This window comes from Streptococcus jiangnanensis, assembly GCF_040888325.1.
Taxonomy (GTDB): Bacteria; Bacillota; Bacilli; order Lactobacillales; family Streptococcaceae; genus Streptococcus; species Streptococcus jiangnanensis.
Genome location: NZ_JBFNFF010000002.1, coordinates 60,248 through 82,072 on the forward strand (window position 1 = coordinate 60,248; position 21,825 = coordinate 82,072).

General features: G+C 42.7%; 22 protein-coding genes. 17 read left to right on the top strand and 5 right to left on the bottom strand.

What is annotated here, in order from left to right; genetic code table 11:
• Positions 1 to 25: 25 nt before the first annotated feature.
• Positions 26 to 406, bottom strand: coding sequence for a MarR family winged helix-turn-helix transcriptional regulator (locus AB2B49_RS03055; protein WP_049505633.1), 381 nt, complete (start codon positions 404 to 406; stop codon positions 26 to 28).
• A 196-nt stretch (positions 407 to 602) separates the two neighbouring features.
• Here AB2B49_RS03055 and AB2B49_RS03060 point away from each other — a divergent pair, with 196 nt between their 5' ends.
• Entirely contained in the window at positions 603 to 977 is a 375-nt protein-coding gene (locus tag AB2B49_RS03060; RefSeq protein WP_049505668.1) for a CidA/LrgA family protein, read from the top strand.
• Positions 974 to 1,669: an LrgB family protein gene (locus AB2B49_RS03065; protein WP_049505634.1), complete on the top strand. Its 696-nt coding sequence runs from the start codon at positions 974 to 976 to the stop codon at positions 1,667 to 1,669. The genes AB2B49_RS03060 and AB2B49_RS03065 overlap by 4 nt, the downstream gene beginning before the upstream one ends.
• A 51-nt stretch (positions 1,670 to 1,720) precedes the next feature.
• Here AB2B49_RS03065 and gggC read toward each other — a convergent pair whose 3' ends face one another.
• The 4 genes from gggC to AB2B49_RS03085 all read right to left on the bottom strand — a co-directional run bounded on the left by gggC (position 1,721) and on the right by AB2B49_RS03085 (position 5,212).
• Positions 1,721 to 3,268: a streptosactin export ABC transporter GggC gene (gene gggC, locus AB2B49_RS03070; protein WP_076984741.1), complete on the bottom strand. Its 1,548-nt coding sequence runs from the start codon at positions 3,266 to 3,268 to the stop codon at positions 1,721 to 1,723.
• Between the two features lie 128 nt (positions 3,269 to 3,396).
• Entirely contained in the window at positions 3,397 to 4,131 is a 735-nt protein-coding gene (locus AB2B49_RS03075; protein ID WP_049505635.1) for a hypothetical protein, read from the bottom strand.
• 15 nt (positions 4,132 to 4,146) lie between these two features.
• A complete protein-coding gene (locus tag AB2B49_RS03080; protein ID WP_049505636.1) occupies positions 4,147 to 4,842 on the bottom strand; it encodes an ABC transporter ATP-binding protein in 696 nt (231 codons plus the stop codon).
• A 4-nt stretch (positions 4,843 to 4,846) separates the two neighbouring features.
• Positions 4,847 to 5,212 (bottom strand): GntR family transcriptional regulator, encoded by a 366-nt coding sequence (locus AB2B49_RS03085; RefSeq protein WP_049505637.1) that lies wholly within the window; start codon positions 5,210 to 5,212, stop codon positions 4,847 to 4,849.
• Between the two features lie 140 nt (positions 5,213 to 5,352).
• On the opposite strand from AB2B49_RS03085, the gene nrdR reads away from it, so the two are divergent.
• The 15 genes from nrdR to recG all read left to right on the top strand — a co-directional run bounded on the left by nrdR (position 5,353) and on the right by recG (position 21,414).
• Positions 5,353 to 5,826, top strand: a complete 474-nt coding sequence (gene nrdR / locus AB2B49_RS03090; protein ID WP_001203678.1) for a transcriptional regulator NrdR — start codon at positions 5,353 to 5,355, stop codon at positions 5,824 to 5,826.
• On the top strand, positions 5,827 to 6,990 hold the full coding sequence (locus AB2B49_RS03095) for a DnaD domain protein (RefSeq protein WP_049505638.1): 1,164 nt from the start codon (positions 5,827 to 5,829) through the stop codon (positions 6,988 to 6,990). It abuts the gene before it with no gap.
• On the top strand, positions 6,991 to 7,887 hold the full coding sequence (gene dnaI / locus AB2B49_RS03100; RefSeq protein WP_000446496.1) for a primosomal protein DnaI: 897 nt from the start codon (positions 6,991 to 6,993) through the stop codon (positions 7,885 to 7,887).
• Complete coding sequence (locus AB2B49_RS03105; protein ID WP_071851272.1) at positions 7,884 to 8,597, top strand: NADPH-dependent oxidoreductase; 714 nt, start codon at positions 7,884 to 7,886, stop codon at positions 8,595 to 8,597. The genes dnaI and AB2B49_RS03105 overlap by 4 nt, the downstream gene beginning before the upstream one ends.
• 13 nt (positions 8,598 to 8,610) lie before the next feature.
• Positions 8,611 to 9,921, top strand: coding sequence for a ribosome biogenesis GTPase Der (gene der, locus AB2B49_RS03110; RefSeq protein WP_049505640.1), 1,311 nt, complete (start codon positions 8,611 to 8,613; stop codon positions 9,919 to 9,921).
• Between the two features lie 227 nt (positions 9,922 to 10,148).
• Positions 10,149 to 11,015 (top strand): TPM domain-containing protein, encoded by an 867-nt coding sequence (locus AB2B49_RS03115; RefSeq protein WP_071851268.1) that lies wholly within the window; start codon positions 10,149 to 10,151, stop codon positions 11,013 to 11,015.
• Positions 11,016 to 11,175: 160 nt separating this feature from the next.
• A complete protein-coding gene (locus AB2B49_RS03120) occupies positions 11,176 to 11,772 on the top strand; it encodes a LemA family protein (RefSeq protein ID WP_071851266.1) in 597 nt (198 codons plus the stop codon).
• A gap of 132 nt (positions 11,773 to 11,904) precedes the next feature.
• Positions 11,905 to 12,195 carry a hypothetical protein gene (locus AB2B49_RS03125; protein ID WP_071851264.1) on the top strand — a complete coding sequence of 97 codons (291 nt, stop codon included), beginning with the start codon at positions 11,905 to 11,907 and terminating at the stop codon, positions 12,193 to 12,195.
• 142 nt (positions 12,196 to 12,337) lie between these two features.
• On the top strand, positions 12,338 to 13,093 hold the full coding sequence (locus AB2B49_RS03130) for a DNA alkylation repair protein (RefSeq protein WP_320691910.1): 756 nt from the start codon (positions 12,338 to 12,340) through the stop codon (positions 13,091 to 13,093).
• A gap of 130 nt (positions 13,094 to 13,223) precedes the next feature.
• Positions 13,224 to 15,737 (top strand): preprotein translocase subunit SecA, encoded by a 2,514-nt coding sequence (gene secA / locus AB2B49_RS03135; protein ID WP_071851259.1) that lies wholly within the window; start codon positions 13,224 to 13,226, stop codon positions 15,735 to 15,737.
• Positions 15,738 to 15,816: 79 nt separating this feature from the next.
• Positions 15,817 to 16,848, top strand: coding sequence for a 3-deoxy-7-phosphoheptulonate synthase (locus AB2B49_RS03140; protein ID WP_125414176.1), 1,032 nt, complete (start codon positions 15,817 to 15,819; stop codon positions 16,846 to 16,848).
• 1 nt (position 16,849) lies between these two features.
• On the top strand, positions 16,850 to 17,881 hold the full coding sequence (locus AB2B49_RS03145) for a 3-deoxy-7-phosphoheptulonate synthase (protein ID WP_070838271.1): 1,032 nt from the start codon (positions 16,850 to 16,852) through the stop codon (positions 17,879 to 17,881).
• Between the two features lie 44 nt (positions 17,882 to 17,925).
• On the top strand, positions 17,926 to 18,288 hold the full coding sequence (acpS, locus tag AB2B49_RS03150; protein WP_008278293.1) for a holo-ACP synthase: 363 nt from the start codon (positions 17,926 to 17,928) through the stop codon (positions 18,286 to 18,288).
• On the top strand, positions 18,278 to 19,381 hold the full coding sequence (alr, locus tag AB2B49_RS03155; RefSeq protein ID WP_254733851.1) for an alanine racemase: 1,104 nt from the start codon (positions 18,278 to 18,280) through the stop codon (positions 19,379 to 19,381). Before acpS ends, alr begins: the two co-directional genes overlap by 11 nt.
• The gene (recG, locus tag AB2B49_RS03160; RefSeq protein ID WP_257612642.1) at positions 19,372 to 21,414 is read left to right on the top strand and encodes an ATP-dependent DNA helicase RecG; all 2,043 of its coding nucleotides are present in this window, start codon (positions 19,372 to 19,374) and stop codon (positions 21,412 to 21,414) included. Before alr ends, recG begins: the two co-directional genes overlap by 10 nt.
• Positions 21,415 to 21,825: the final 411 nt, after the last annotated feature.

Here is a 21,825-nt window from a genome sequence, read left to right on the forward strand (position 1 = left end):
CGCAACTTTTTTTAAAAAAATCTGATTACGAAATGAAATCAAGGCTCATTTCCAGTCTTTCTTCGACAGCCTTTTGCAGGTAAGCTAGAGTTGTCTGTCCCTCGTCAGTCAGGCAGATAAAGCTAGCCCGTCTATCCTGATCGCAACACCGACGACTAAGCAGGCCACAGTTTTTCTCTTCCAGGCGAGTCACCATTCGAGAAACTGCGCTTGGACTGAGATGAAGCTTATCTGGCAGGTCAATCTGCCGTAAAGATTTTTCATCAGCTAGGTCCAGATAGTAGAGCAGGTAAAACTCTTTCAAGGTCAACCTTTGTTCACTCTGCTGGGCAATAGTTTCTTCCAATAAGGCTTCCATTTCCTTTTGACGGCGGTTGTAGTCAAACCACTTTTCCAAATAGGTCATTGCTTTCTCCTTTCTTTTCAAAGTAAAAATCACAAAGTCATTACTGATTATCTTTGTAACACAAGATGATTGCGCATGCAATGATTATACTACTTTTAACTAAGTCTTGCAAGAAAGAAGAATTGCAATATTTCCTTGAAATTTTCTGAAAAAAGAGTAAACTGGTATGCAAGAAGTCTATTTCGTGGAGTTTAGGATGAAATTATATGTTCAATTAATGATTCTCTTTGTGATTTCTCTAATCGGTGAGGGAATCTCTAGTTTCTTTCATCTGCCCATCCCAGGCAGTATTATCGGCTTGATTATTCTCTTTCTAGCCCTGCAATTCAGGTGGCTAAGGACCAGGCATGTCAATATGGTCGGGAATTTCTTGTTGGCCAATATGACTATTCTCTTTTTGCCGCCGGCAGTGGGAATCATGGAAAAGTTTGATGTCATTGCCCCCTATCTCTTGCCCATCGTCTTGATTGTCTTTTTTGCGGCAGTCATCAACATTGTACTCATTGCCCTAGTGGTTCAGTTTATCAAGCGACGATTTGAGGGAGATTATGAGAAAGGAGATGCCAAATGAACGAATTTGTATCCAATCCTCTGTTTGGGATTGCATTATCTATCCTAGCTTATCTAGTGGGGATGTTGATTTACAGACGTTTTCCCCATCCATTGACAACACCCTTGCTGTTGTCGGCTATTTTTATCATTATTTTCCTTAAGGCGACGGGTATTTCTTATCAAGATTATTACCAAGGTGGGGTTTATCTGAACAACTTGATTGTCCCATCAACCGTGGCTCTAGGAATTCCGCTTTACAAGAGTTTTCACCTGATGAAGCACCATGCTCGAAGTATTCTCTTTGGTAGTCTGCTGGCAGTAGTTGTCAATACTTGCTTCACTGCCATAGTAGCGAAAATATTTGGTATGGATTTTTTCCTAGCCATTTCTCTCTTTCCCAAGTCAGTGACAACCGCCATGGCAGTGGGAATCACAGAAAAATTGCAAGGATTAACAACTGTAACCTTGGTCGTCGTAGTAGCGACTGGGATCTTAACCAGTGTTATCGGACCAACCCTTTTGAAGTGGTTGAAAATTGATGATCCAGTTGCGGTGGGACTTTCCCTCGGTGGGACCGGTCATGCTGTCGGAACGGGTACGGCCTTTCGATACGGCTCTGTAGCAGGGGCCATGGGTGGCTTGGCAATCGGTGTCACTGGAATTCTTTATGTCTTCGTCAGTCCCATTGTAGCCAGTTTGATCTTAAGTTAAAAAGCAAGGAAGCAGACTTCCTTGCTTTTTCCAATTTTACTTTGTAGAGATTTATTTTTCTTTGCTTAAATGAATGACTTGATCGTAGCGTTTTAAGTCTTCTTCTGTATAGTGGTGAATGACTTCAATTACCGTCTGAGGTAGCGAGAAGAGGAGGTCGCTAATCTTTTTGCTATTCTCTAAGTCAAGATTGGCCTTAATCTCATCAGCCAAGATGAGTTGGCTGTCGTGATAGAGCGCGCGAGCGATTTCGAGTCGTTGTTTTTCGCCACCGGATAGACTTTCATTGCTGAGAGTTCGATTTTTCAAATGTTCTAAACCAGTTGTCTTGAGGATATGATTCAGCCTTTCTCGTTTTTTAGGCATTCCTAGAAGGATATTGTCTTCCAGAGATAAAGTGTCAAAATAATGGCTATCTTGGAGGATATAGGAGCTAACGCTGGTGATTTCTTGGCGTGAAAGGCTTTTGCCAGCAAATGCAATCCATCCACTGGTCGGAGACACCTCGCCATGAATGGTATTGAGTAAGGTCGTTTTTCCAGAGCCACTTTCCCCGATAATGGCTATTTTTTCTCCTTGCTTGATGTACATGGAAAGAGGGGATAAAAGAACCTGTCCTTCTTTTACTAGAGAGATATTCTCTAGTTGGATGGGATAAATGTTTTGGAAGGTGCTAGCAGAAATAGGACTAGAATTTGTCAAAAGTACTTGGTACTTTTCACAGAGGTATTGTGTCGCCTTGCGAGTATTTGTAAAGTAGGCTAATTCTTGGAACTGATAGCCAATATTGTGAGAAACGAGATAAATGGCTACAAAACTGGCTGCGTTTAAATAACCATAATAGGTCATGAAACCACCGATGACGATAGGGGAAACGGAGCAAAAGGCATCGATGCTATTGATAAAGAGACTGTTTAGGGTACGTTGTTTCTCATATCTTATTTCCGCATCCAGACTAGCATGTAACTGATTTTGATAGCGGGCAAAAAAGAAGTCCTGTCCCTGATAATGACGAATCTGCTGGTTTCCTCTAATAAAGTTTGTGAGGCTAGTTAGGTAGCTCTGATTCATTTTTGATCGCTTTTCAGAAAGTGAGTCCAGGCGTTTTGACCCGATGGCACTGCAGAGGACGGGAAAGGAGTAGAAGAGAATAAAAATCAAGCCCAGGTAAAAATTAGTCCACAGAGCATAGAGGATGGAGACGGTTGTGAAACCAAGAGAAGAAATAATGATAACGGTCGGTTCAATATAGCTTTTTTCTAACTGGCTGACGTCGTTTTCTAAATCAGACAAAATATCCTTTTCAGCAATATCATAACTGCTGAGGAATCGCTTGAAAATAGCGCTTTTAATTCCATATTTGAAATCAGTAATCAAACGAGCGTAGTAATAGCGTTTTCCAGCTAGCCCCAGTAAGAGGATGAGGTTTCCAAGAATCCCCAAAATCAAAACTTTCCAAAGAAGTTCCAGTTCTTGATTGGTAAAACTAGCAACGATACTCTGAATGAGCGCTGGCGTAATAATCGCTTCCAGCCATGTGATTGCAATCGAAAAGAAGTAAAGTGTTAAGTGTTTCTTTGTGACATAGGTTCTTAGCATAAAGAGTAGACCTCCTAATCAATATACAGTAATCAGTCTTAAAGTTATTATACTCCTTTTTATCCACATTTTCATACAAAATATCTAAAAGAAAAGATCTAGCGATTCAGAGTCGCTAGACCTTTAACTTATTGCAAGTTAACCTTGTTTTTCAAGATGTAGTAGGTTCCGAGGTAATAGATCGTCGCTAGAACGAGATCACGAAGGATTTCTACTCCAATCATCGTATGAAAGTCGTTTTCGATTCGTAAGAAGAAGGTGATATAACCAATAACGATGGCAATGACGATATAGGCTAGAATCCCCATAGCTGTTCGATACTCATTAAAGAGTTGACCGATTGAGATTGCGAGGTAGATGGACAAGATCCATGTAATCGAACCGACAAGTAGTGAAACCACATAAAGTCCACCGTAACTGAGGTAAGGGGAAATGAAGTTATAGAAGGCAGTGAAGTCTTTTTCTATTGGTGTTAAGAAGATGATGATCAATATACTCAAGATAAAGACGATATAGCTTAAGATGGACCAGACAAGGCCGCCTAAAAGTTTTGCGGTGATGATTTGGTGCTCAGAGACAGGCAAAGTCAAGGTCAAGTAACCTTGGCGATCATAGACACTGCCCTTAAATCTTCGGATGATTAAAAAGATTGTTGCAATCCAAAGAGTGACGCTGAGTCCTCCAAATACCAAAATTAAAAATCCTAATAGGTAGGAGGGATCATTACCATAACTAGTGTAGTGCTGACTGATACCAGAAAAGGATATTCCAATCAAAACTGAAATTGCAAGTACAGCACCGTAGAGTGCAAGATACCATTTATTGATATTTTTAAATTCATAACGAACTAAATTCCAAAACATAATAATCTCCTTTGCTTAGGCTTTAAATTCCTGGCGGAAGAGCTGGTCAATTGATTCGCCTGACTCGTAACGAATATCATCGACATTTCCTTGGCGGACGACTTTTCCGTCTTTGAGGAAGATGATCTCATCCAATATTGGCTCAATATCTGAAATCAAGTGGGTTGAAATCAGCACCGTAGAGGTTGGTGAGTAGTTGTTAATGATGGTATTGAGGATATAGTCACGGGCAGCTGGATCCACGCCTCCGATCGGTTCGTCGAGAACGTAGAGGTGGGCTTCGCGGCTCATAACCAGGATGAGTTGAACTTTTTCCTTGTTCCCTTTTGATAGTTTCTTGAGGCGACTGTTCTCATCAATGCCAAGATCAGCTAACAGGTGTTGGGCTCTTTCGAGATTAAAATCCTGATAGAAGGTTTTAAAATAGGTTAGAGCATCCTTGACCTTCATCTCTTCATTGAGATAAGTCGTGTCAGGCAGATAGGAGACGATCGCCTTGGTAGCAGGACTTGGATCCTGTCCGTTAATGAGGACACGTCCTTTATTTGGCTGAAGGAGGCCATTGATCAGTTTGATCAAGGTTGTTTTTCCGGATCCGTTTGGTCCAAGGAGCCCGACAATCTTTCCGGCTGAGATCTCTAGTGAGATATTGTTAAGTGCCGCAGTTGCTCCATATGATTTTGTTACATTTTCAAGTGCTAGTAGTGTCATAGTCTTAAACTCCTTTAATATAGTCGCTTAATACATTTGGCAGTTCTTCTTTTTGGTAGCCAAATTGAAGCATGCAAGAGACAAAGTGTTGCAGTTGCTCCTCAGAAAGTTGTTTGCGGGACTGAACGATGAGGTCCAAATCCTCTGTGACAAAACGACCAGTTGTCCGCTTGCTGTATACAAATCCTTCACGTTCAAGGTCAGACAAGGCGCGCTGGATGGTATTGGGATTGACCCCAGCCTCGCTCGCCAAATCTCTCACGGTAGGGAGCTGTTGGTTGGGTTCCAGTTCATGGGAAACAATCTGTAATTTGATTTTTTCCATAATCTGTAAATAAATCGGTTTTGTATTATCAAATGACCAGGACATCATAGTCTCCTTTCTTTGTCTTTGTTGTTCTAATCAAATAATACAATAAAACAAAAAACTTGTCAAGTAAAAATAAGAATTGTTTTGGGAATTGCTCAAAAAATGGTATAATGAAAAGAAAACGACAAGGAGGGAAATGCATGCGTTGTCCAAAATGTGGAGCTACCAAGTCTAGTGTTGTTGATAGTCGACAAGCCGAAGAAGGAAATACCATCCGCAGAAGACGTGAGTGCGACGAGTGTCAGCATCGTTTTACAACCTATGAACGAGTAGAAGAAAGAACGCTGGTTGTCGTCAAAAAAGACGGTACGCGAGAGCAGTTTTCGAGAGATAAAATCTTTAATGGGATTATCCGCTCAGCCCAGAAGCGTCCTGTGTCAAGTGATGAAATCAACATGGTGGTCAATCGCATCGAACAAAAACTCCGTAGTCGCAGTGAGAATGAGATCCAAAGTGAATATATTGGGTCTTTAGTCATGGAAGAATTGGCAGAGCTTGATGAGATTACCTATGTTCGTTTTGCCAGTGTTTACCGTAGCTTTAAGGATGTGAGTGAGTTGGAGAGTCTGCTCCAGCAGATCACCCAGTCCTCTAAAAAGAAAAAGGAAAAATAGATGAAACCAAATGACCGTTTTTCTTTTCTAAAGAATAATCGGGTGTCGCAAGATACCTCTTCTCTGGTGCAGTGCTACCTCCCGATTATCGGTCAGGAGGCGCTGAGCCTCTATCTATATGCCATTACCTTTTGGGATGGTGGGCAAAAGGAGCACCTCTTTTCCCATATCCTCAATCACTTAAACTTTGGCATGCCTACCTTGCTCCAATCCTTTAAAGTCTTATCTGCTTTGGATTTGTTGACCCTTTATCAGAAGGGGGAGAACTATGAATTACAGCTTCATTCTCCCCTCTCCAGTCAGGAATTCCTAAGTCATTCTGTCTATAGTAGACTCTTGGAGAGGAAGATTGGGGATACAGCTGTTTCTGCTATGAAGCAGGCTCCAAGTGAGGGAGAAGCACTCTCTGTTTCTTTGAGTCAAGTCTTTCCAACCCTGACTGAAGAAGTGACACCAAGCGAGTCTAAAAGCAAGTTAAAAAATGATTTTGACTTGGAACATTTCCAGCGCCTGATGGTTCGAGATGGCTTGCGTTTTGAAGACGAGCAGGCGGATGTTTTGGAATTGTTTGCCATTGCAGATGAAAAAAAATGGACCTGGTTTGAAACCTATCAATTAGCTAAGGCGACAGCGGTGGCTCAGGTTATTTCAGTCAAACGCATGCGTGAAAAGATAGCGCAAAAGTCAGCATCTTCTGACTTTAGCCCCAAAGAAATGACTATTATCAGGGAAGCCAAAAATAAAACTCCCCTGGAATTTTTAGCCGAAATCAAGCAAACACGTAAGGGGAACATCACCCAAAGTGAAAGAGAACTCCTTTACCAGATGGCGTCTTTAGGATTGTTGGACGAAGTCATCAATATCGTCTTGCTTTTAACCTTTAACAAAGTTGATTCGGCTAATGTCAATGAAAAATATGCCATGAAGGTCGCCAATGACTATGCTTACCAAAAAATTCGGACAGCAGAAGAAGCTGTACTTCGGATTCGAGAGCGTCAGCAAAAAGGCCAGGAAGACAAAAAATCAAAAGCTAGCTCAACTAAGACAAATGTTCCCAAGTGGAGCAATCCAGAATACAAGAATCAAACCAGTGAGGAAACTCGCCTGGAACTAGAACGCAAAAAACAAGAAATGTTAGCCCGATTAGAAGAAGGAGGAGACTAGATGGAAAGTGTTGGTGATGTAATCAAACGTCAGACAAGTCGTTTCCAGTATCAGGACTTGGTCCAGCAGATCATGAAGGACCCCGATGTAGCGGCTTTTATCCAGAAAGAATCCCTCAGCCAAGAGGAGTTGAATCGTAGCATCTCCAAGTTCAACCAATATATCACAGAGCGGGATAAGTTTCTTCGCGGGGATGCTGACTATATAGCGCGTGGCTACAAGCCTATCTTGGTCATGAATCAAGGTTATGCGGATGTGTCTTATGAAGAAACACCCGAACTAATCGCGGCTGAAAAAGAGGCGGCAATTAAGAATCGCCTTAAGTTGATCAATCTACCAGCAAGTCTCAAGAAAGCGAAATTAGCTCAGATTGACCTAGATGATCTAGGACGGTTACCGATTTTTGAGAGACTCTATTCCTTTGTTGACCTTTACCCTAGTATCCGAAAAGGTCTCTATCTTTACGGAGATTTTGGTGTCGGTAAGAGTTTCATGATGGCGGCCCTAGCTCACGACCTATCTGAAAAACGTGGTGCTTCAACAACCATTCTCCACTATCCAAGTTTTGTCATTGATGTGAAAAATGCCATCGGTGAAGGATCTGTGAAGACTTTGGTGGATGAAATCAAGTTAGCAGAAGTCTTGGTATTGGATGATATTGGTGCAGAACAGTCTACCCCTTGGGTACGTGATGAGATTCTCCAAGTCATTCTCCAGTATCGTATGCAGGAAGATTTGCCGACCTTCTTTACTTCCAACTTTAATTTCCAAGATTTGGAAAAACATTTTGCTAAAGGAAAGAATGGAAATGATGAGACTTGGGAAGCTAGACGGGTCATGGAACGAATCCGTTATTTGGCTGAGGAGACAAGACTAGAAGGAGAAAATCGCCGATGACAGAAACCATTAAACTGATGAAAGCTCATACTTCAGTTCGTCGCTTTAAGGAGCAAGAGATTCCTCAGGCAGACTTGGAAGAGATTTTGACTGCTGCTCAAATGGCGTCATCTTGGAAAAATTTCCAATCTTACTCTGTGATTCTTGTACGCAGTCAAGAGAAGAAAGATGCTCTTTATGAACTGGTTCCCCAGGAAGCCATTCGCCAGTCAGCAGCCTTTTTGCTCTTTGTCGGCGACTTGAACCGAGCTGAAAAGGGAGCAAGCCTTCATACGGACACTTTCCAACCCCAAGGAGTGGAAGGTCTCCTCATCACGTCTGTGGACGCTGCGCTCGCTGGGCAAAATACCTTGCTTGCGGCTGAGAGTCTGGGATATGGTGGTGTGATTATCGGTTTGGTCCGCTACAAGTCAGAAGAAGTGGCAGAGCTTTTTAACTTGCCTGACTATACCTACCCTGTTTTTGGGATTGCACTCGGTGTGGCAAATCAACAACACGATGTCAAACCAAGACTGCCTTTGAACCAAGTGGTTTTTGAAGAAGAATACCAAGAACAGCCAGTAGCAGCGATTTTGGACTATGACAAAGTTCAGACAGACTATGCTGGTGCGCGTGCGACGACCTCTTGGAGTCAGCGTTTGGCAGAGCAGTTTGGTCAAGCCGAACCTCGTTCAACTCGGAAGAATCTAGAACAGAAAAAGTTATTGTAGAAAGTGAGAAAACATGGCCTTACCAACTATTGCCATTGTGGGACGTCCCAATGTGGGGAAATCGACCCTATTTAATCGGATCGCTGGTGAGCGGATCTCAATCGTAGAAGATGTCGAGGGTGTGACACGTGACCGTATCTATGCGACGGGTGAGTGGCTCAATCGTTCCTTTAGTATGATTGATACTGGAGGGATTGACGACGTCGATGCTCCCTTCATGGAGCAAATCAAACACCAGGCAGAAATCGCTATGGAAGAAGCTGATGTCATCGTTTTTGTCGTTTCTGGGAAAGAAGGGATTACAGATGCGGACGAGTACGTAGCTCGTAAACTTTATAAGACCCATAAGCCTGTTATCCTTGCCGTTAACAAGGTTGACAATCCTGAGATGCGAAATGATATTTTTGATTTCTATGCGCTAGGCTTGGGCGAACCGTTGCCAATTTCATCTGTGCACGGTATCGGTACGGGTGATGTGCTGGATGCCATTGTGGAAAATCTACCACACGAAGTTGAAGAAGAAAATCCAGATGTCATTAAATTTAGCTTGATTGGCCGTCCTAACGTTGGAAAATCAAGTTTGATCAACGCTATTTTGGGAGAAGACCGCGTGATTGCTAGTCCAGTAGCTGGAACAACGCGTGATGCCATTGATACCCATTTTACAGATACGGATGGTCAAGAGTTTATCATGATTGATACAGCTGGTATGCGTAAGTCTGGTAAAGTTTATGAAAATACGGAGAAATATTCTGTCATGCGTGCCATGCGTGCCATTGACCGTTCTGACGTGGTCTTGATGGTCCTCAATGCCGAAGAAGGTATCCGTGAATACGACAAGCGTATCGCAGGTTTTGCCCACGAAGCCGGTAAAGGGATGATTATCGTGGTCAACAAGTGGGATACTCTTGAAAAAGACAACCATACCATGAAGAACTGGGAAGAAGACATCCGTGAGCAGTTCCAATACCTGCCTTACGCACCGATTGTCTTTGTATCAGCTCTTACCAAGCAACGTCTCCATAAACTGCCTGAGATGATCAAGCAAATCAGCGAAAGTCAAAACACTCGGATTCCATCAGCAGTCTTGAATGATGTGATTATGGATGCCATTGCCATAAATCCAACACCGACAGACAAAGGGAAACGCCTCAAGATTTTCTACGCAACCCAAGTGGCAACCAAGCCACCAACCTTTGTCATCTTTGTCAATGAAGAAGAACTCATGCACTTCTCTTACCTGCGTTTCTTGGAAAATCAAATCCGCAAGGCCTTTGTCTTTGAGGGAACCCCGATTCATTTGATTGCAAGAAAACGCAAGTAAGCCTTGCTTATTTTTCAATAAGAATAACTGAAAAGAAGACTAGTCTGTCTTCTTTTTTCTATAAAGTAGGTGAAAAAAATCCTGTCAAATCGAAGGAAAAATCTGTCATCAAAATTCAATCATTTTCTTAGCTTTTGTAATCTATTTGTAATGAAAATGCACTTTCTTTGTAAAAATCAAAATGCTATAATTCCTTAAATCAATTTTCCTTTATCAGGGAGGTTATTATGAAAAAAAGCAGATTATTTAAACATAGTTTGTTGGTTCGCTTGCTTGGATTGCTGATGGTCTTTCTCTTCTTGTCAGCATTCACAGCACCTGAAAAACCAGAGTACGGAATCTATGATCCCAATCACTATCTGACTGATGATACAATCAGACTGATCCAAGGCTTGAATAAGGTAAATAGTCAAAAAGCAGAAAAATTCCAAGTGGGCGTTTACGTTGTGAAAAGCCTGGATGGAGAAACAATCGAAACTGTAGCTAACGAAACAGCTAGAGCTTGGAAGATTGGCTACTCGGGAGACAACAACGGCGCCTTGATTGTGGTCGCTGTTGAGGATAGAAAATCACGGATTGAAACCAGTAATAATGTGGCCAGTAAGATCACAGACTATCAGACTCACAGGTTCTTGACAACAGCACGCCCCTACTTTCAAAATGGTGACTACAACAAGGGAGTTCTCTCTATCGTAAACAATCTCAACTACATGTTTTATAGTGGATCGAGTACACCTTCTTCAAGTTCTAAAAGTAGTTACGACTATGCTACTAATTCTAGTCGTCTAAAAGAAATTGAAAAGTATACCAGTGAGAGTCAATCTTCGAAACGTCATCGAAAAAGCAGTTCGAGCGACGGAGTTATCGTATTTGGAGTTCTCATTTACTTCATCGTGATGATTATCGGATTTCTATTTGGTGGTCGTGGTTCACGTGGAGATGATTCTGGCGGTGGCTGGTGGGGCAGTGACTCATCAGACTCAGGTTCCTCTTGGTCTGATTCAGGTTCTTCTTGGTCTGACTCAGGCTCCGACTCATCTGGAGGCTGGGACGGCGGTGGCTTTGATGGTGGCGGTTCGTCTGATGACTGGTGAGTGATCATATATTGCACAAACCGATTTTTCCATACAGTAAGGTGACTCCTTTGCAAGAGTTCACTCCTTAATTAAAAATAAAAACAAAGTTTGGGAAATTGATTTAAAATCTGAGTATTTTCTCAGAAAAGTTGATAAAAGAAAGTGTTAAGGTTTTGATATGAAACAAAATAAAGTAATTCTCTCAATAGTGGCGATCTTTTTTGGACTACTAGTTCTGGGAAGTTGTTCCGCAGTGACGACCTATAATGGTCTGGTTGGTGAACAGACTAAAGTGGAGCAGGCTCAGGCCGATGTTTCGACAGCCCTCCAACGTCGTTCGGACTTGATTGGTAACTTGGTGGAGTCCGTTAAAGGACAAATGAATCATGAAACCGAAGTCTTTACCAAGATTGCTGATGCTAGAGCTAAAATCGGTAGTAGCTCAGTGACATCGGAAGAAAACCAAAAGGCTCAGGGAGAATTGAGCTCTGCTCTTTCCCGCTTGATTTCCTTGACGGAGAATTATCCAGAACTCAAGAGCAATCAAAATGTTGAGCAACTAATGGTCGAACTTTCAGGCAGTGAAAATCGTATTTTTGTAGCACGCAAGGACTATAATAAGATCGCAGCCGAGTACAATCAAAAGTTGAGAAGTTTTCCAACCGTGCTTTTTGCGAATATGATGAACTTTAAAGAAGCTGAAACTTTTAAAGAAACAGAAGAAGCTAAGACAGTTCCTAAGGTCGATTTTGGAACCTCTTCATCAAGTCAATAAAGTGAATCAGCCTATGAATAAAGGGATTTCTCTAGCATGACTAGTGATTTCAAACCCGAACCTGGAAAGCTTTTTCCAGGTTTTTTTGGTATAATAAAAGGGAAGAGACAGTGACTGAAATGGAGGTTTGCTATGGAGAAAACAAAAGCCTTTCTTGAAGCGCACTACAAGAGATATATCTTTACGATTTGCCTTTTCTGGTTCCTCATGTTTTTCCTTCCTTGGGATTGGCAAATAGGAGGAGTTTCAGTATATTATTTCGTTATGAAAAAACTCTTTGTAGTTTTTGGAGTTTTATCCATCCTATACTCCGTGCTGATTAAAAAAATCAGTCTTCTCATCTTTGGAATTATCTTTTGCTTGGCCTTCTGGATCAATCTCTTTTGGTATTTTGGGATATTGCCTGTATTCTTGGGAAATTAAACATTAAAAAATAAAGGACTAGACTAGCTTCTAGTCCTTTTTTTTTCTTATTAAAATAGTTGGAGATATAAAAATAATTTTGTTGACAGCTGTCTGTATGATATAATAAGTCCCGTAAAAAGAAGATTAAGGGATTTGAAAAATGGCTAAAAAAGTAAAAGATTATTATGACTTGGCTTATGCTAGTGATTTGAGTCGACGGTTGAAAGAAGCGTCCCCTGCATTTGATGAGCGAAAGTTTAGGTTGTTGGTAGAAAAAGACTTGGAAGAGTTGGAGTTTAGCCAGCGTCAAGAACTCTTGGCTAAAAGTATCAAAGATTGTCTTCCCCTATCTTATGAGGACTCTCTCAAGGTTTTTGAGAAAATTTTGGGTCCTGAGTTAGAGGGTGGTTTAGGTATGTTTTCAGAAGGATATTGGCTTTGGCCAATCGGAAAATATGTAGAGCTATATGGGGACAAGGAATTTGAATTGAGCGCGGCCTTTAGTAAGGAACTCACCAAGCGATTTACTGGAGAATTTTCTATGAGACCTTTGCTGGCTCGCTATCCTAAGGCTACAATGACTTTGCTGTTAGAATGGAGTCGGGATGAAAATTTGCGCGTTCGTAGACTTGCCAGCGAATGTATGCGTATCCGTCTGCCTTGGGCTAAGAAACAAACCGTGGTATTGGATTATTTTGAGGATTTCACCACTATTCTGACCAATCTAAAGGATGATAGAGACAAGTCCATTCAAAAAAGTGTAACCAATAATCTAAATGATTTGTACAAGGAAGCCCCCGATAAGTTTGAAAGGATTCTTCAAACTTGGCAAAAGGAGGAACTAAGTCCAAGTTGTGCTTGGATCATCAAGCATGCATCTCGAACAAAAAACAAAAAGGTAGCCACAGAAGATTGATGCAAAAAAAGCTGAGTTTCAGCTGGCCTTTTCCGTTGTAAATTAAGGATTCTTTCTTGAAAAATAATGGTAAATATGCTAAAATGAAAAGAACATTCTAAAATATTCAGAATTAAAAGTAAGGAAAATCATGGCTAATATTTTAAAAACGATTATTGAAAATGATAAAGGAGAACTTCGTCGTCTAGAAAAGATGGCTGATAAGGTTCTAAATTATGAGAGCCAAATGGCTGCGATGTCAGATGAAGAGCTAAAAGCAAAAACTGACGAATTTAAAGAACGTTACAACAAGGGTGAATCACTTGATTCACTGCTATATGAGGCTTTTGCGGTAGTTCGTGAAGCTGCAAAGCGTGTCCTTGGACTTTTCCCTTATAAGGTTCAGGTCATGGGAGGGATTGTTCTTCACCATGGTGACGTTCCAGAGATGCGTACCGGTGAAGGGAAGACCTTGACAGCGACCATGCCAGTGTACCTCAATGCCCTTGCAGGTAAAGGGGTTCACGTAGTTACAGTCAATGAATACCTAACAGAACGTGACGCGACTGAAATGGGTGAATTGTACTCATGGCTCGGTTTGTCAGTAGGGATTAACTTGGCAGCTAAATCTCCAATGGAGAAAAAAGAAGCTTACCTTTGCGACATTACCTACTCAACAAACTCAGAGATTGGTTTTGACTACCTTCGTGACAACATGGTCGTTCGTGCAGAAAACATGGTACAACGTCCGCTCAACTATGCCTTGGTCGATGAGGTTGACTCGATCTTGATTGACGAAGCCCGTACACCATTGATCGTTTCAGGTGCCAACGCAGTTGAGACAAGCCAACTCTACCATATGGCGGACCACTTTGTGAAATCTTTGGACAAGGACGACTATATCATTGACGTTCAGTCTAAGACGATCGGTTTGTCAGATTCTGGTATTGACAAGGCAGAAAGCTACTTTAAACTTGAAAATCTATACGACATCGAAAATGTAGCTCTTACTCACTTTGTTGACAATGCCCTTCGTGCCAACTATATCATGATCCTTGATATCGACTATGTGGTTAGCGAAGAGCAGGAAATCCTAATCGTCGATCAATTTACAGGTCGTACTATGGAAGGTCGCCGTTACTCTGATGGTTTACACCAAGCGATTGAAGCTAAAGAAGGTGTGCCAATCCAAGACGAGACCAAGACTTCAGCTTCTATTACCTACCAAAACCTCTTCCGTATGTATAAGAAATTGGCAGGTATGACGGGTACTGGTAAAACAGAAGAAGAAGAATTCCGTGAAATTTACAACATTCGTGTTATCCCAATCCCAACTAACCGTCCAATTCAACGTATCGACCACTCAGACCTTCTCTATGCAAGCCTTGATGCGAAATTTAAGGCTGTTGTTGAAGATGTAAAAGCTCGTTACCAAAAAGGTCAGCCGGTCTTGGTAGGTACAGTTGCCGTTGAAACGAGTGATTTCCTCTCCAAGAAATTGGTTGCTGCAGGTGTTCCTCACGAAGTCTTGAATGCGAAGAACCACTACAGAGAAGCGCAAATCATCATGAACGCTGGTCAACGTGGTGCAGTTACCATCGCAACCAACATGGCCGGTCGTGGTACCGACATCAAGCTTGGTGAAGGGGTTCGTGAACTTGGTGGTCTTTGCGTCATTGGTACAGAGCGCCACGAAAGTCGCCGTATTGATAACCAGCTTCGTGGACGTTCAGGGCGTCAAGGAGACCCAGGTGAGTCACAATTCTACTTGTCTCTTGAAGATGATTTGATGAAACGTTTCGGTTCAGAACGTTTGAAAGGTGTCTTTGAACGTCTCAACATGTCTGACGAAGCCATCGAATCTCGCATGTTAACGCGTCAAGTTGAAGCAGCTCAAAAACGTGTCGAAGGAAATAACTATGACACTCGTAAACAAGTCCTTCAATACGACGACGTTATGCGAGAACAACGTGAGATCATCTATGCACAACGTTATGATGTCATTACTGCAGATCGTGACTTGGCACCAGAAATCCATGCTATGATTCGTCGTACCATTGGACGTATCGTAGATGCACATGCTCGTTCGAAAGAAGATGAAAAACTGGAAGCAATCTTGAACTTTGCTAAGTATAACTTGCTTCCAGAAGATTCAATTAGCCGTTCAGATCTTGCAGGTCTGTCAGACCAAGCTATCAAAGATGAACTTTTCCAACGTGCCTTGAAAGTCTATGACAGCCAAGTTGCTAAGCTTCGTGACGAAGATGCAGTAAAAGAATTCCAGAAGGTCTTGATCCTACGTGTTGTAGACAACAAGTGGACAGACCATATCGATGCTCTTGACCAGTTGCGAAATGCTGTTGGTCTTCGTGGATATGCTCAAAACAACCCAGTTGTAGAATATCAAGCAGAAGGTTTCCGCATGTTTAACGACATGATTGGATCGATTGAATTCGATGTGACCCGCTTGATGATGAAAGCACAAATCCACGAACAGGAACGTCCTCAAACTGAACACAATATCAGTACAACTGCGACTCGTAATATCGCAGCGCAGCAGACTCAGCTTCCAAAAGATGTGGACTTGAGCCAAGTCGGACGAAATGATCAATGCCCATGTGGATCTGGTAAGAAATTCAAGAACTGTCATGGTAAGAGACAATAATATGAGATAAGATACAGGCGGATACCTGGTAAAAATCATTTTTTGCTTGGTGTCCGTTTGCTTTATAAGGAGATGAATCATGGTATTTAAAGCTAAAAGTCCTAAAATTAACATTGAAGAAGTTCGCGCCTTGTCTAAATTAGAGGGAGCGGCTCTTGCGAGAAAAAATCAACGTGATCAGGAATTGGAAGCCATCATTCGTGGGGAAGACCAGCGTATTCTCTTGGTGATAGGACCATGTTCATCTGATAACGAAGAGGCGGTTCTCGAGTATGCCAAGCGTCTATCTGCTTTGCAAGAAGAGGTCAAAGACCGTATTTTTATGGTCATGCGTGTCTATACAGCTAAACCTCGTACCAATGGGGATGGCTATAAGGGCTTGATTCATCAGCCAAATGCGACAGAAGCTCCTAGTTTGATCAATGGGATCAAGGCTGTTCGCCAACTGCACTATCGTGTGATTACCGAGACGGGAATGACAACAGCGGATGAGATGCTTTATCCTGAAAATCTTCCGCTGGTGGATGATTTGATTTCTTATATGGCTGTTGGAGCCCGCTCTGTAGAGGATCAACAGCACCGTTTTGTAGCGAGTGGAGCAGATTTCTCAACAGGATTTAAAAATCCCACATCTGGAAATCTCAATGTCATGTTTAACGGGATTTATGCAGCGCAAAATAAACAGAGTTTCCTCTTCCTTGGTAAAGAGGTGGAAACAACAGGGAATCCATTGTCCCACGCCATTCTTCGCGGTGCCTTGAATGAATATGGGAAAAATATTCCTAACTACTACTATGACAATTTGGTGGATACCATTGATCAGTATGAAAAGATGGGCTTGGAAAATCCCTTTATCATCATCGATACCAATCATGACAATTCAGGCAAGCAATACATGGATCAAATCCGTATCGTTCGTCAGACCTTGATTAACCGTGACTGGAATGAGAAAATCAAAAAATATGTTCGTGGTTTTATGATTGAGTCCTATCTAGAAGATGGACGTCAAAATGAGCCAGAAGTTTTTGGGAAGTCCATTACGGATCCGTGTCTAGGATGGGACAACACAGAAGCACTTGTTCGCGAAATTTACCAAACGCTAGGAGAGTAAGATGGCATTTATCGAAAAAGGTCAAGAAATTGATATTGAAGCAATCAAGGCTGAGACCCAGTTGTCACCTGAAGCCTTGCGAAAAAAAGAAGCCCGCGATAGAGAGTTGGCAGCTATCATCTCCGGTGAGGATGACCGAATCCTTTTGGTGATGGGACCTTGCTCTTCTGACAATGAAGAAGCAGTGCTTGAATATGCTCGTCGCCTAGCAGACTTGCAGAAAAAAGTTGCGGATAAAATCTTTATCGTGATGCGTGTCTATACGGCTAAACCTCGTACCAATGGAGACGGCTATAAGGGCATGATTCATCAACCAAATACTAGCGAAGCGCCTAGTCTCATCAATGGCTTGCAGGCTGTTCGTCAGCTGCACTACCGTGTGATTACGGAGACGGGCTTGACGACAGCTGATGAGATGCTTTATCCGTCAAATCTCGTTTTGGTTGATGATCTGGTCAGCTACCATGCTGTAGGGGCTCGCTCAGTAGAAGACCAAGAACATCGCTTTGTAGCCTCTGGGATTGATGCTCCGGTTGGGATGAAAAATCCAACATCTGGGAACCTTGGAGTCATGTTTAATGCCATCTATGCGGCTCAAAACAAGCAAACCTTCCTTTACCACGGTCAAGAAGTGGAAACTTCAGGAAATCCCTTGGCCCACGTTATCCTTCGTGGTGCCATGAACGAATACGGCAAAAATGAACCCAACTTCTACTATGAAACCCTCTTAAATGCCATCAATCGTTATGAGACCATGGGACTTGAAAATCCCTTCATTATCATCGATACCAATCATGACAATTCTGGCAAGCAGTATATGGAACAAATTCGCATTGTTCGTCAAGCCTTGCTGAATCGTGACTGGAATGAAAAGATTAAAAAGACGGTTCGAGGCTTTATGATCGAATCTTACCTAGCAGATGGGCGCCAGAATCAACCAGAGGTCTTTGGTTGCTCCATAACTGACCCTTGTCTAGGTTGGGAAAATACAGTAGCTTTGGTAGAAGAAATTTATACTACCTTAACAAAATAAGTGAAAAGGATGGAGTTGGGGGAATCTCAGCTCCTTTTATGAGTATGATAGTTGGACACGGAATTGACATCGAAGAATTGGCTTCGATAGAAAACGCAGTTACACGACGTGAAGGCTTTGCTAAGCGCGTGCTGACCCCTAAAGAAATGGAGCGCTTTACCAGTCTCAAAGGGCGCAGACAGATCGAATACTTGGCAGGTCGCTGGTCAGCTAAGGAGGCCTTTTCCAAGGCTATGGGAACTGGTATTGGCAAACTGACCTTTCAGGATTTGGAAGTTTTGAACAATGAACGGGGGGCTCCCTATTTTAGTCAGGCACCATTTTCAGGAAAGATTTGGCTATCTATCAGCCATACAGATCAGTTTGTGACAGCCAGTGTCATTTTGGAGGAAAATCATGAAAGCTAGTCCACATAGACCAACCAAGGCTCTGATATATCTGGGAGCTATTCGACAAAATATTCAGCAAATGGAGGCTCATATCCCTGAAAGAACGCTCAAGTGGGCAGTGGTCAAGGCCAATGCCTATGGTCATGGGGCAGTAGCTGTTGCCACAGCTATTCAAGATGATGTTGATGGATTTTGTGTTTCCAATATTGATGAAGCTATTGAACTTCGTCTGGCTGGACTTAGCAAGAAAATCCTCATTTTAGGAGTTTCTGAGCTAGAAGCTGTTTCTCTTGCTAAAGAATACGACATCACATTGACAGTGGCTGGACTGGAGTGGATTCAAGCGCTGTTAGCTAGGGAGACAGATTTATCTGGCTTAACGGTTCACCTCAAGATTGACTCAGGGATGGGACGGATTGGTTTCCGAGATTCCAGTGAGGCAGAGCAGGCTCAAGACTTACTTAAGCAAAATGGAGCATGTGTTGAGGGGATCTTTACCCACTTTGCGACGGCAGATGAAGCATCAGATGCCTATTTTAATACCCAGTTAGAACGATTTAAAGCTATTTTGGCAAGTATGAAGGAAGTTCCAGAACTGGTTCATGCCAGTAACTCGGCAACGACCCTCTGGCATGCAGAGACTATTTTCAATGCCGTCCGTATGGGAGATGCCATGTATGGTCTGAATCCTAGCGGAGAGATCTTGGACTTGCCTTATGACTTGACACCAGCCTTGACCTTGGAGTCTGCTCTGGTCCATGTCAAGACAGTTCCAGCTGGAGCTTGCATGGGCTACGGAGCGACCTATCAGGCGGATAGCGAGCAAGTCATTGCGACAGTGCCAATCGGCTATGCGGATGGTTGGACACGAGACATGCAGAATTTCTCCGTCTTGGTAGATGGACAAGCTTGCCCAATCGTCGGTCGGGTTTCAATGGATCAAATCACCATTCGATTGCCTAAGGTTTACCCTCTAGGAACAAAAGTAACCCTGATCGGCACAAACAGTGACCAGGAAATCACAGCTACTCAGGTAGCGACCTATCGTGGAACCATTAATTATGAGGTGGTTTGTCTCCTCAGCGATCGCATTCCGAGAGAATATTATTAAAAAGAAAGGAGTGGAGCATGAATCTACACCAACCCTTGCATGTCTTACCTGGTGTGGGACCAAAGTCAGCAGAGAAATACGCCAAACTAGGAATTGAAAACTTGCAAGACCTCTTGCTCTACTTTCCTTTCCGTTATGAAGATTTCAAGACCAAGCAGGTGCTAGAGTTGGAAGATGGCGAAAAGGCTGTCCTGTCTGGTCAGGTAGTGACTCCTGCCAGTGTCCAGTATTATGGTTTCAAGCGCAATCGCCTGCGTTTTAGCCTCAAGCAGGGAGAAATCGTTTTTGCGGTGAATTTTTTTAACCAACCCTATCTGGCTGATAAGATAGAGTTAGGTGCAACTCTTGCTGTCTTTGGGAAATGGGACCGTGCCAAGGCCAGTTTGACTGGGATGAAGGTTCTAGCTCAAGTGGAAGATGACCTCCAACCGGTTTATCGTCTGGCTCAAGGAATCAGTCAGGCCAGTCTGGTCAAGGTCATTAAGACAGCCTTTGATCAGGGGTTGGACCTCTTGATAGAGGAAAATCTTCCCCAGTCTTTGCTTGACAAATATAAACTCATGTCCCGTTGTCAGGCAGTTCGTGCCATGCATTTTCCAAAGGATTTGGCAGAATACAAGCAGGCCCTTCGTCGGATCAAATTTGAGGAACTCTTTTATTTTCAGATGCAGTTGCAGTCACTCAAGTCTGAAAATAGAGTTCAGGGAAGCGGTCTGGTTCTGAATTGGTCCCAGGAAAAAGTGACAGCCGTTAAAGAAAGTCTTCCTTTTGCCCTGACCCAAGCTCAGGAAAAAAGTTTGCAGGAAATCTTGACCGACATGAAGTCGGACCATCACATGAATCGTCTCCTGCAAGGAGATGTGGGGAGCGGAAAAACGGTGGTTGCTGGTTTGGCCATGTTTGCGGCGGTGACGTCTGGCTATCAGGCAGCTCTCATGGTGCCAACAGAAATCCTAGCAGAGCAACACTTTGAGAGTTTACAGAACCTTTTTCCAGACTTGAAACTCGCTCTCTTGACAGGTTCCTTAAAAGCTGTAGAAAAAAGAGAAGTTTTAGAGACCATTGCCAAGGGTGAGGCCGACTTTATTATCGGAACCCATGCTCTGATTCAGGATGGGGTAGATTATGCTCGTCTTGGTTTGATTATCATTGATGAGCAGCACCGTTTTGGTGTGGGCCAAAGGCGTATTTTACGGGAAAAAGGGGACAATCCTGACGTCCTCATGATGACAGCAACGCCTATTCCACGGACGCTTGCTATCACAGCCTTTGGAGATATGGATGTTTCTATTATTGACCAGATGCCAGCAGGGCGGAAGCCTATTGTTACTCGCTGGATTAAGCATGAGCAGTTGCCTCAGGTCTTGACTTGGTTAGAGGGGGAAATTCAAAAAGGTTCTCAAGCCTATGTTATCTCTCCCTTGATTGAGGAATCTGAAGCTCTGGATCTGAAAAATGCCATTGCCTTATCTGAGGAGTTGACAGCTCATTTTGCTGGTAAGGCTGAAGTGGCTCTTTTACATGGTAAAATGAAAAGTGATGAAAAAGACCAAATCATGCAGGATTTCAAAGAGCGAAAAACGGATATTCTGGTTTCGACAACGGTTATTGAGGTTGGGGTTAATGTTCCCAATGCGACCGTCATGATTATCATGGATGCCGACCGGTTCGGTCTCAGTCAGCTTCACCAGCTCAGAGGCCGTGTTGGTCGGGGGGACCAGCAGTCCTATGCTGTTCTCGTTGCTAATCCCAAGACGGATTCTGGGAAAGATCGCATGCGCATCATGACAGAAACGACCAATGGATTTGTCCTTGCGGAGGAAGATTTGAAAATGCGTGGTTCTGGTGAGATTTTTGGAACCAGACAGTCAGGACTTCCAGAGTTTCAAGTGGCTGATATTATCGAAGATTTTCCAATTTTAGAAGAAGCCAGAAAAGTGGCTAGCTACATTAGTTCGATAGAAGGCTGGCAAGAGGATCCAGAGTGGCGCATGATTGCTTTCCATCTAGAAAAGAAAGAACATCTAGATTAATACTCTTCGAAAATCAAATTCAAACCACGTCAGCTTCACCTTGCCGTAGATATATGTAACTGACTTCGTCAGTCTTATCTACAACCTCAAAGCAGTGCTTTGAGCAACCTGCGACTAGCTTCCTAGTTTGCTTTTTGATTTTCATTGAGTATAAGCTTTCTCTAAGGAAAACTTAAGCTAGTTTTTAGGTTTGGGTCTTATACTAGAGTCATCAAAAAGAAACGAGGACTCTCACATGACTATTAAAGTAACCTACCAAAAGAAATTCCAAACCGTCAAACTAGAGAAAGGAGCTAGCACCTATTGATACACAGAGAGCGGAAACGCTCTTTTTATTTTTAAAACTACTTTCAGGCGATAGGTTTGAGGAAAGAGAATCTAAAATCACTTTCTATTTAGAATTCTTTCTTG

Excerpts from the sequence above, each read along its gene's own strand:
- AB2B49_RS03055 (WP_049505633.1), bottom strand. The coding sequence starts at position 406 with ATGACCTATTTGGAAAAGTGGTTTGACTACAACCGCCGTCAAAAGGAA.
- AB2B49_RS03060 (WP_049505668.1), top strand. The coding sequence starts at position 603 with ATGAAATTATATGTTCAATTAATGATTCTCTTTGTGATTTCTCTAATC.
- AB2B49_RS03065 (WP_049505634.1), top strand. The coding sequence starts at position 974 with ATGAACGAATTTGTATCCAATCCTCTGTTTGGGATTGCATTATCTATC.
- gggC (WP_076984741.1), bottom strand. The coding sequence starts at position 3,268 with ATGCTAAGAACCTATGTCACAAAGAAACACTTAACACTTTACTTCTTT.
- AB2B49_RS03075 (WP_049505635.1), bottom strand. The coding sequence starts at position 4,131 with ATGTTTTGGAATTTAGTTCGTTATGAATTTAAAAATATCAATAAATGG.
- AB2B49_RS03080 (WP_049505636.1), bottom strand. The coding sequence starts at position 4,842 with ATGACACTACTAGCACTTGAAAATGTAACAAAATCATATGGAGCAACT.
- AB2B49_RS03085 (WP_049505637.1), bottom strand. The coding sequence starts at position 5,212 with ATGTCCTGGTCATTTGATAATACAAAACCGATTTATTTACAGATTATG.
- nrdR (WP_001203678.1), top strand. The coding sequence starts at position 5,353 with ATGCGTTGTCCAAAATGTGGAGCTACCAAGTCTAGTGTTGTTGATAGT.
- AB2B49_RS03095 (WP_049505638.1), top strand. The coding sequence starts at position 5,827 with ATGAAACCAAATGACCGTTTTTCTTTTCTAAAGAATAATCGGGTGTCG.
- dnaI (WP_000446496.1), top strand. The coding sequence starts at position 6,991 with ATGGAAAGTGTTGGTGATGTAATCAAACGTCAGACAAGTCGTTTCCAG.
- AB2B49_RS03105 (WP_071851272.1), top strand. The coding sequence starts at position 7,884 with ATGACAGAAACCATTAAACTGATGAAAGCTCATACTTCAGTTCGTCGC.
- der (WP_049505640.1), top strand. The coding sequence starts at position 8,611 with ATGGCCTTACCAACTATTGCCATTGTGGGACGTCCCAATGTGGGGAAA.
- AB2B49_RS03115 (WP_071851268.1), top strand. The coding sequence starts at position 10,149 with ATGAAAAAAAGCAGATTATTTAAACATAGTTTGTTGGTTCGCTTGCTT.
- AB2B49_RS03120 (WP_071851266.1), top strand. The coding sequence starts at position 11,176 with ATGAAACAAAATAAAGTAATTCTCTCAATAGTGGCGATCTTTTTTGGA.
- AB2B49_RS03125 (WP_071851264.1), top strand. The coding sequence starts at position 11,905 with ATGGAGAAAACAAAAGCCTTTCTTGAAGCGCACTACAAGAGATATATC.
- AB2B49_RS03130 (WP_320691910.1), top strand. The coding sequence starts at position 12,338 with ATGGCTAAAAAAGTAAAAGATTATTATGACTTGGCTTATGCTAGTGAT.
- secA (WP_071851259.1), top strand. The coding sequence starts at position 13,224 with ATGGCTAATATTTTAAAAACGATTATTGAAAATGATAAAGGAGAACTT.
- AB2B49_RS03140 (WP_125414176.1), top strand. The coding sequence starts at position 15,817 with ATGGTATTTAAAGCTAAAAGTCCTAAAATTAACATTGAAGAAGTTCGC.
- AB2B49_RS03145 (WP_070838271.1), top strand. The coding sequence starts at position 16,850 with ATGGCATTTATCGAAAAAGGTCAAGAAATTGATATTGAAGCAATCAAG.
- acpS (WP_008278293.1), top strand. The coding sequence starts at position 17,926 with ATGATAGTTGGACACGGAATTGACATCGAAGAATTGGCTTCGATAGAA.
- alr (WP_254733851.1), top strand. The coding sequence starts at position 18,278 with ATGAAAGCTAGTCCACATAGACCAACCAAGGCTCTGATATATCTGGGA.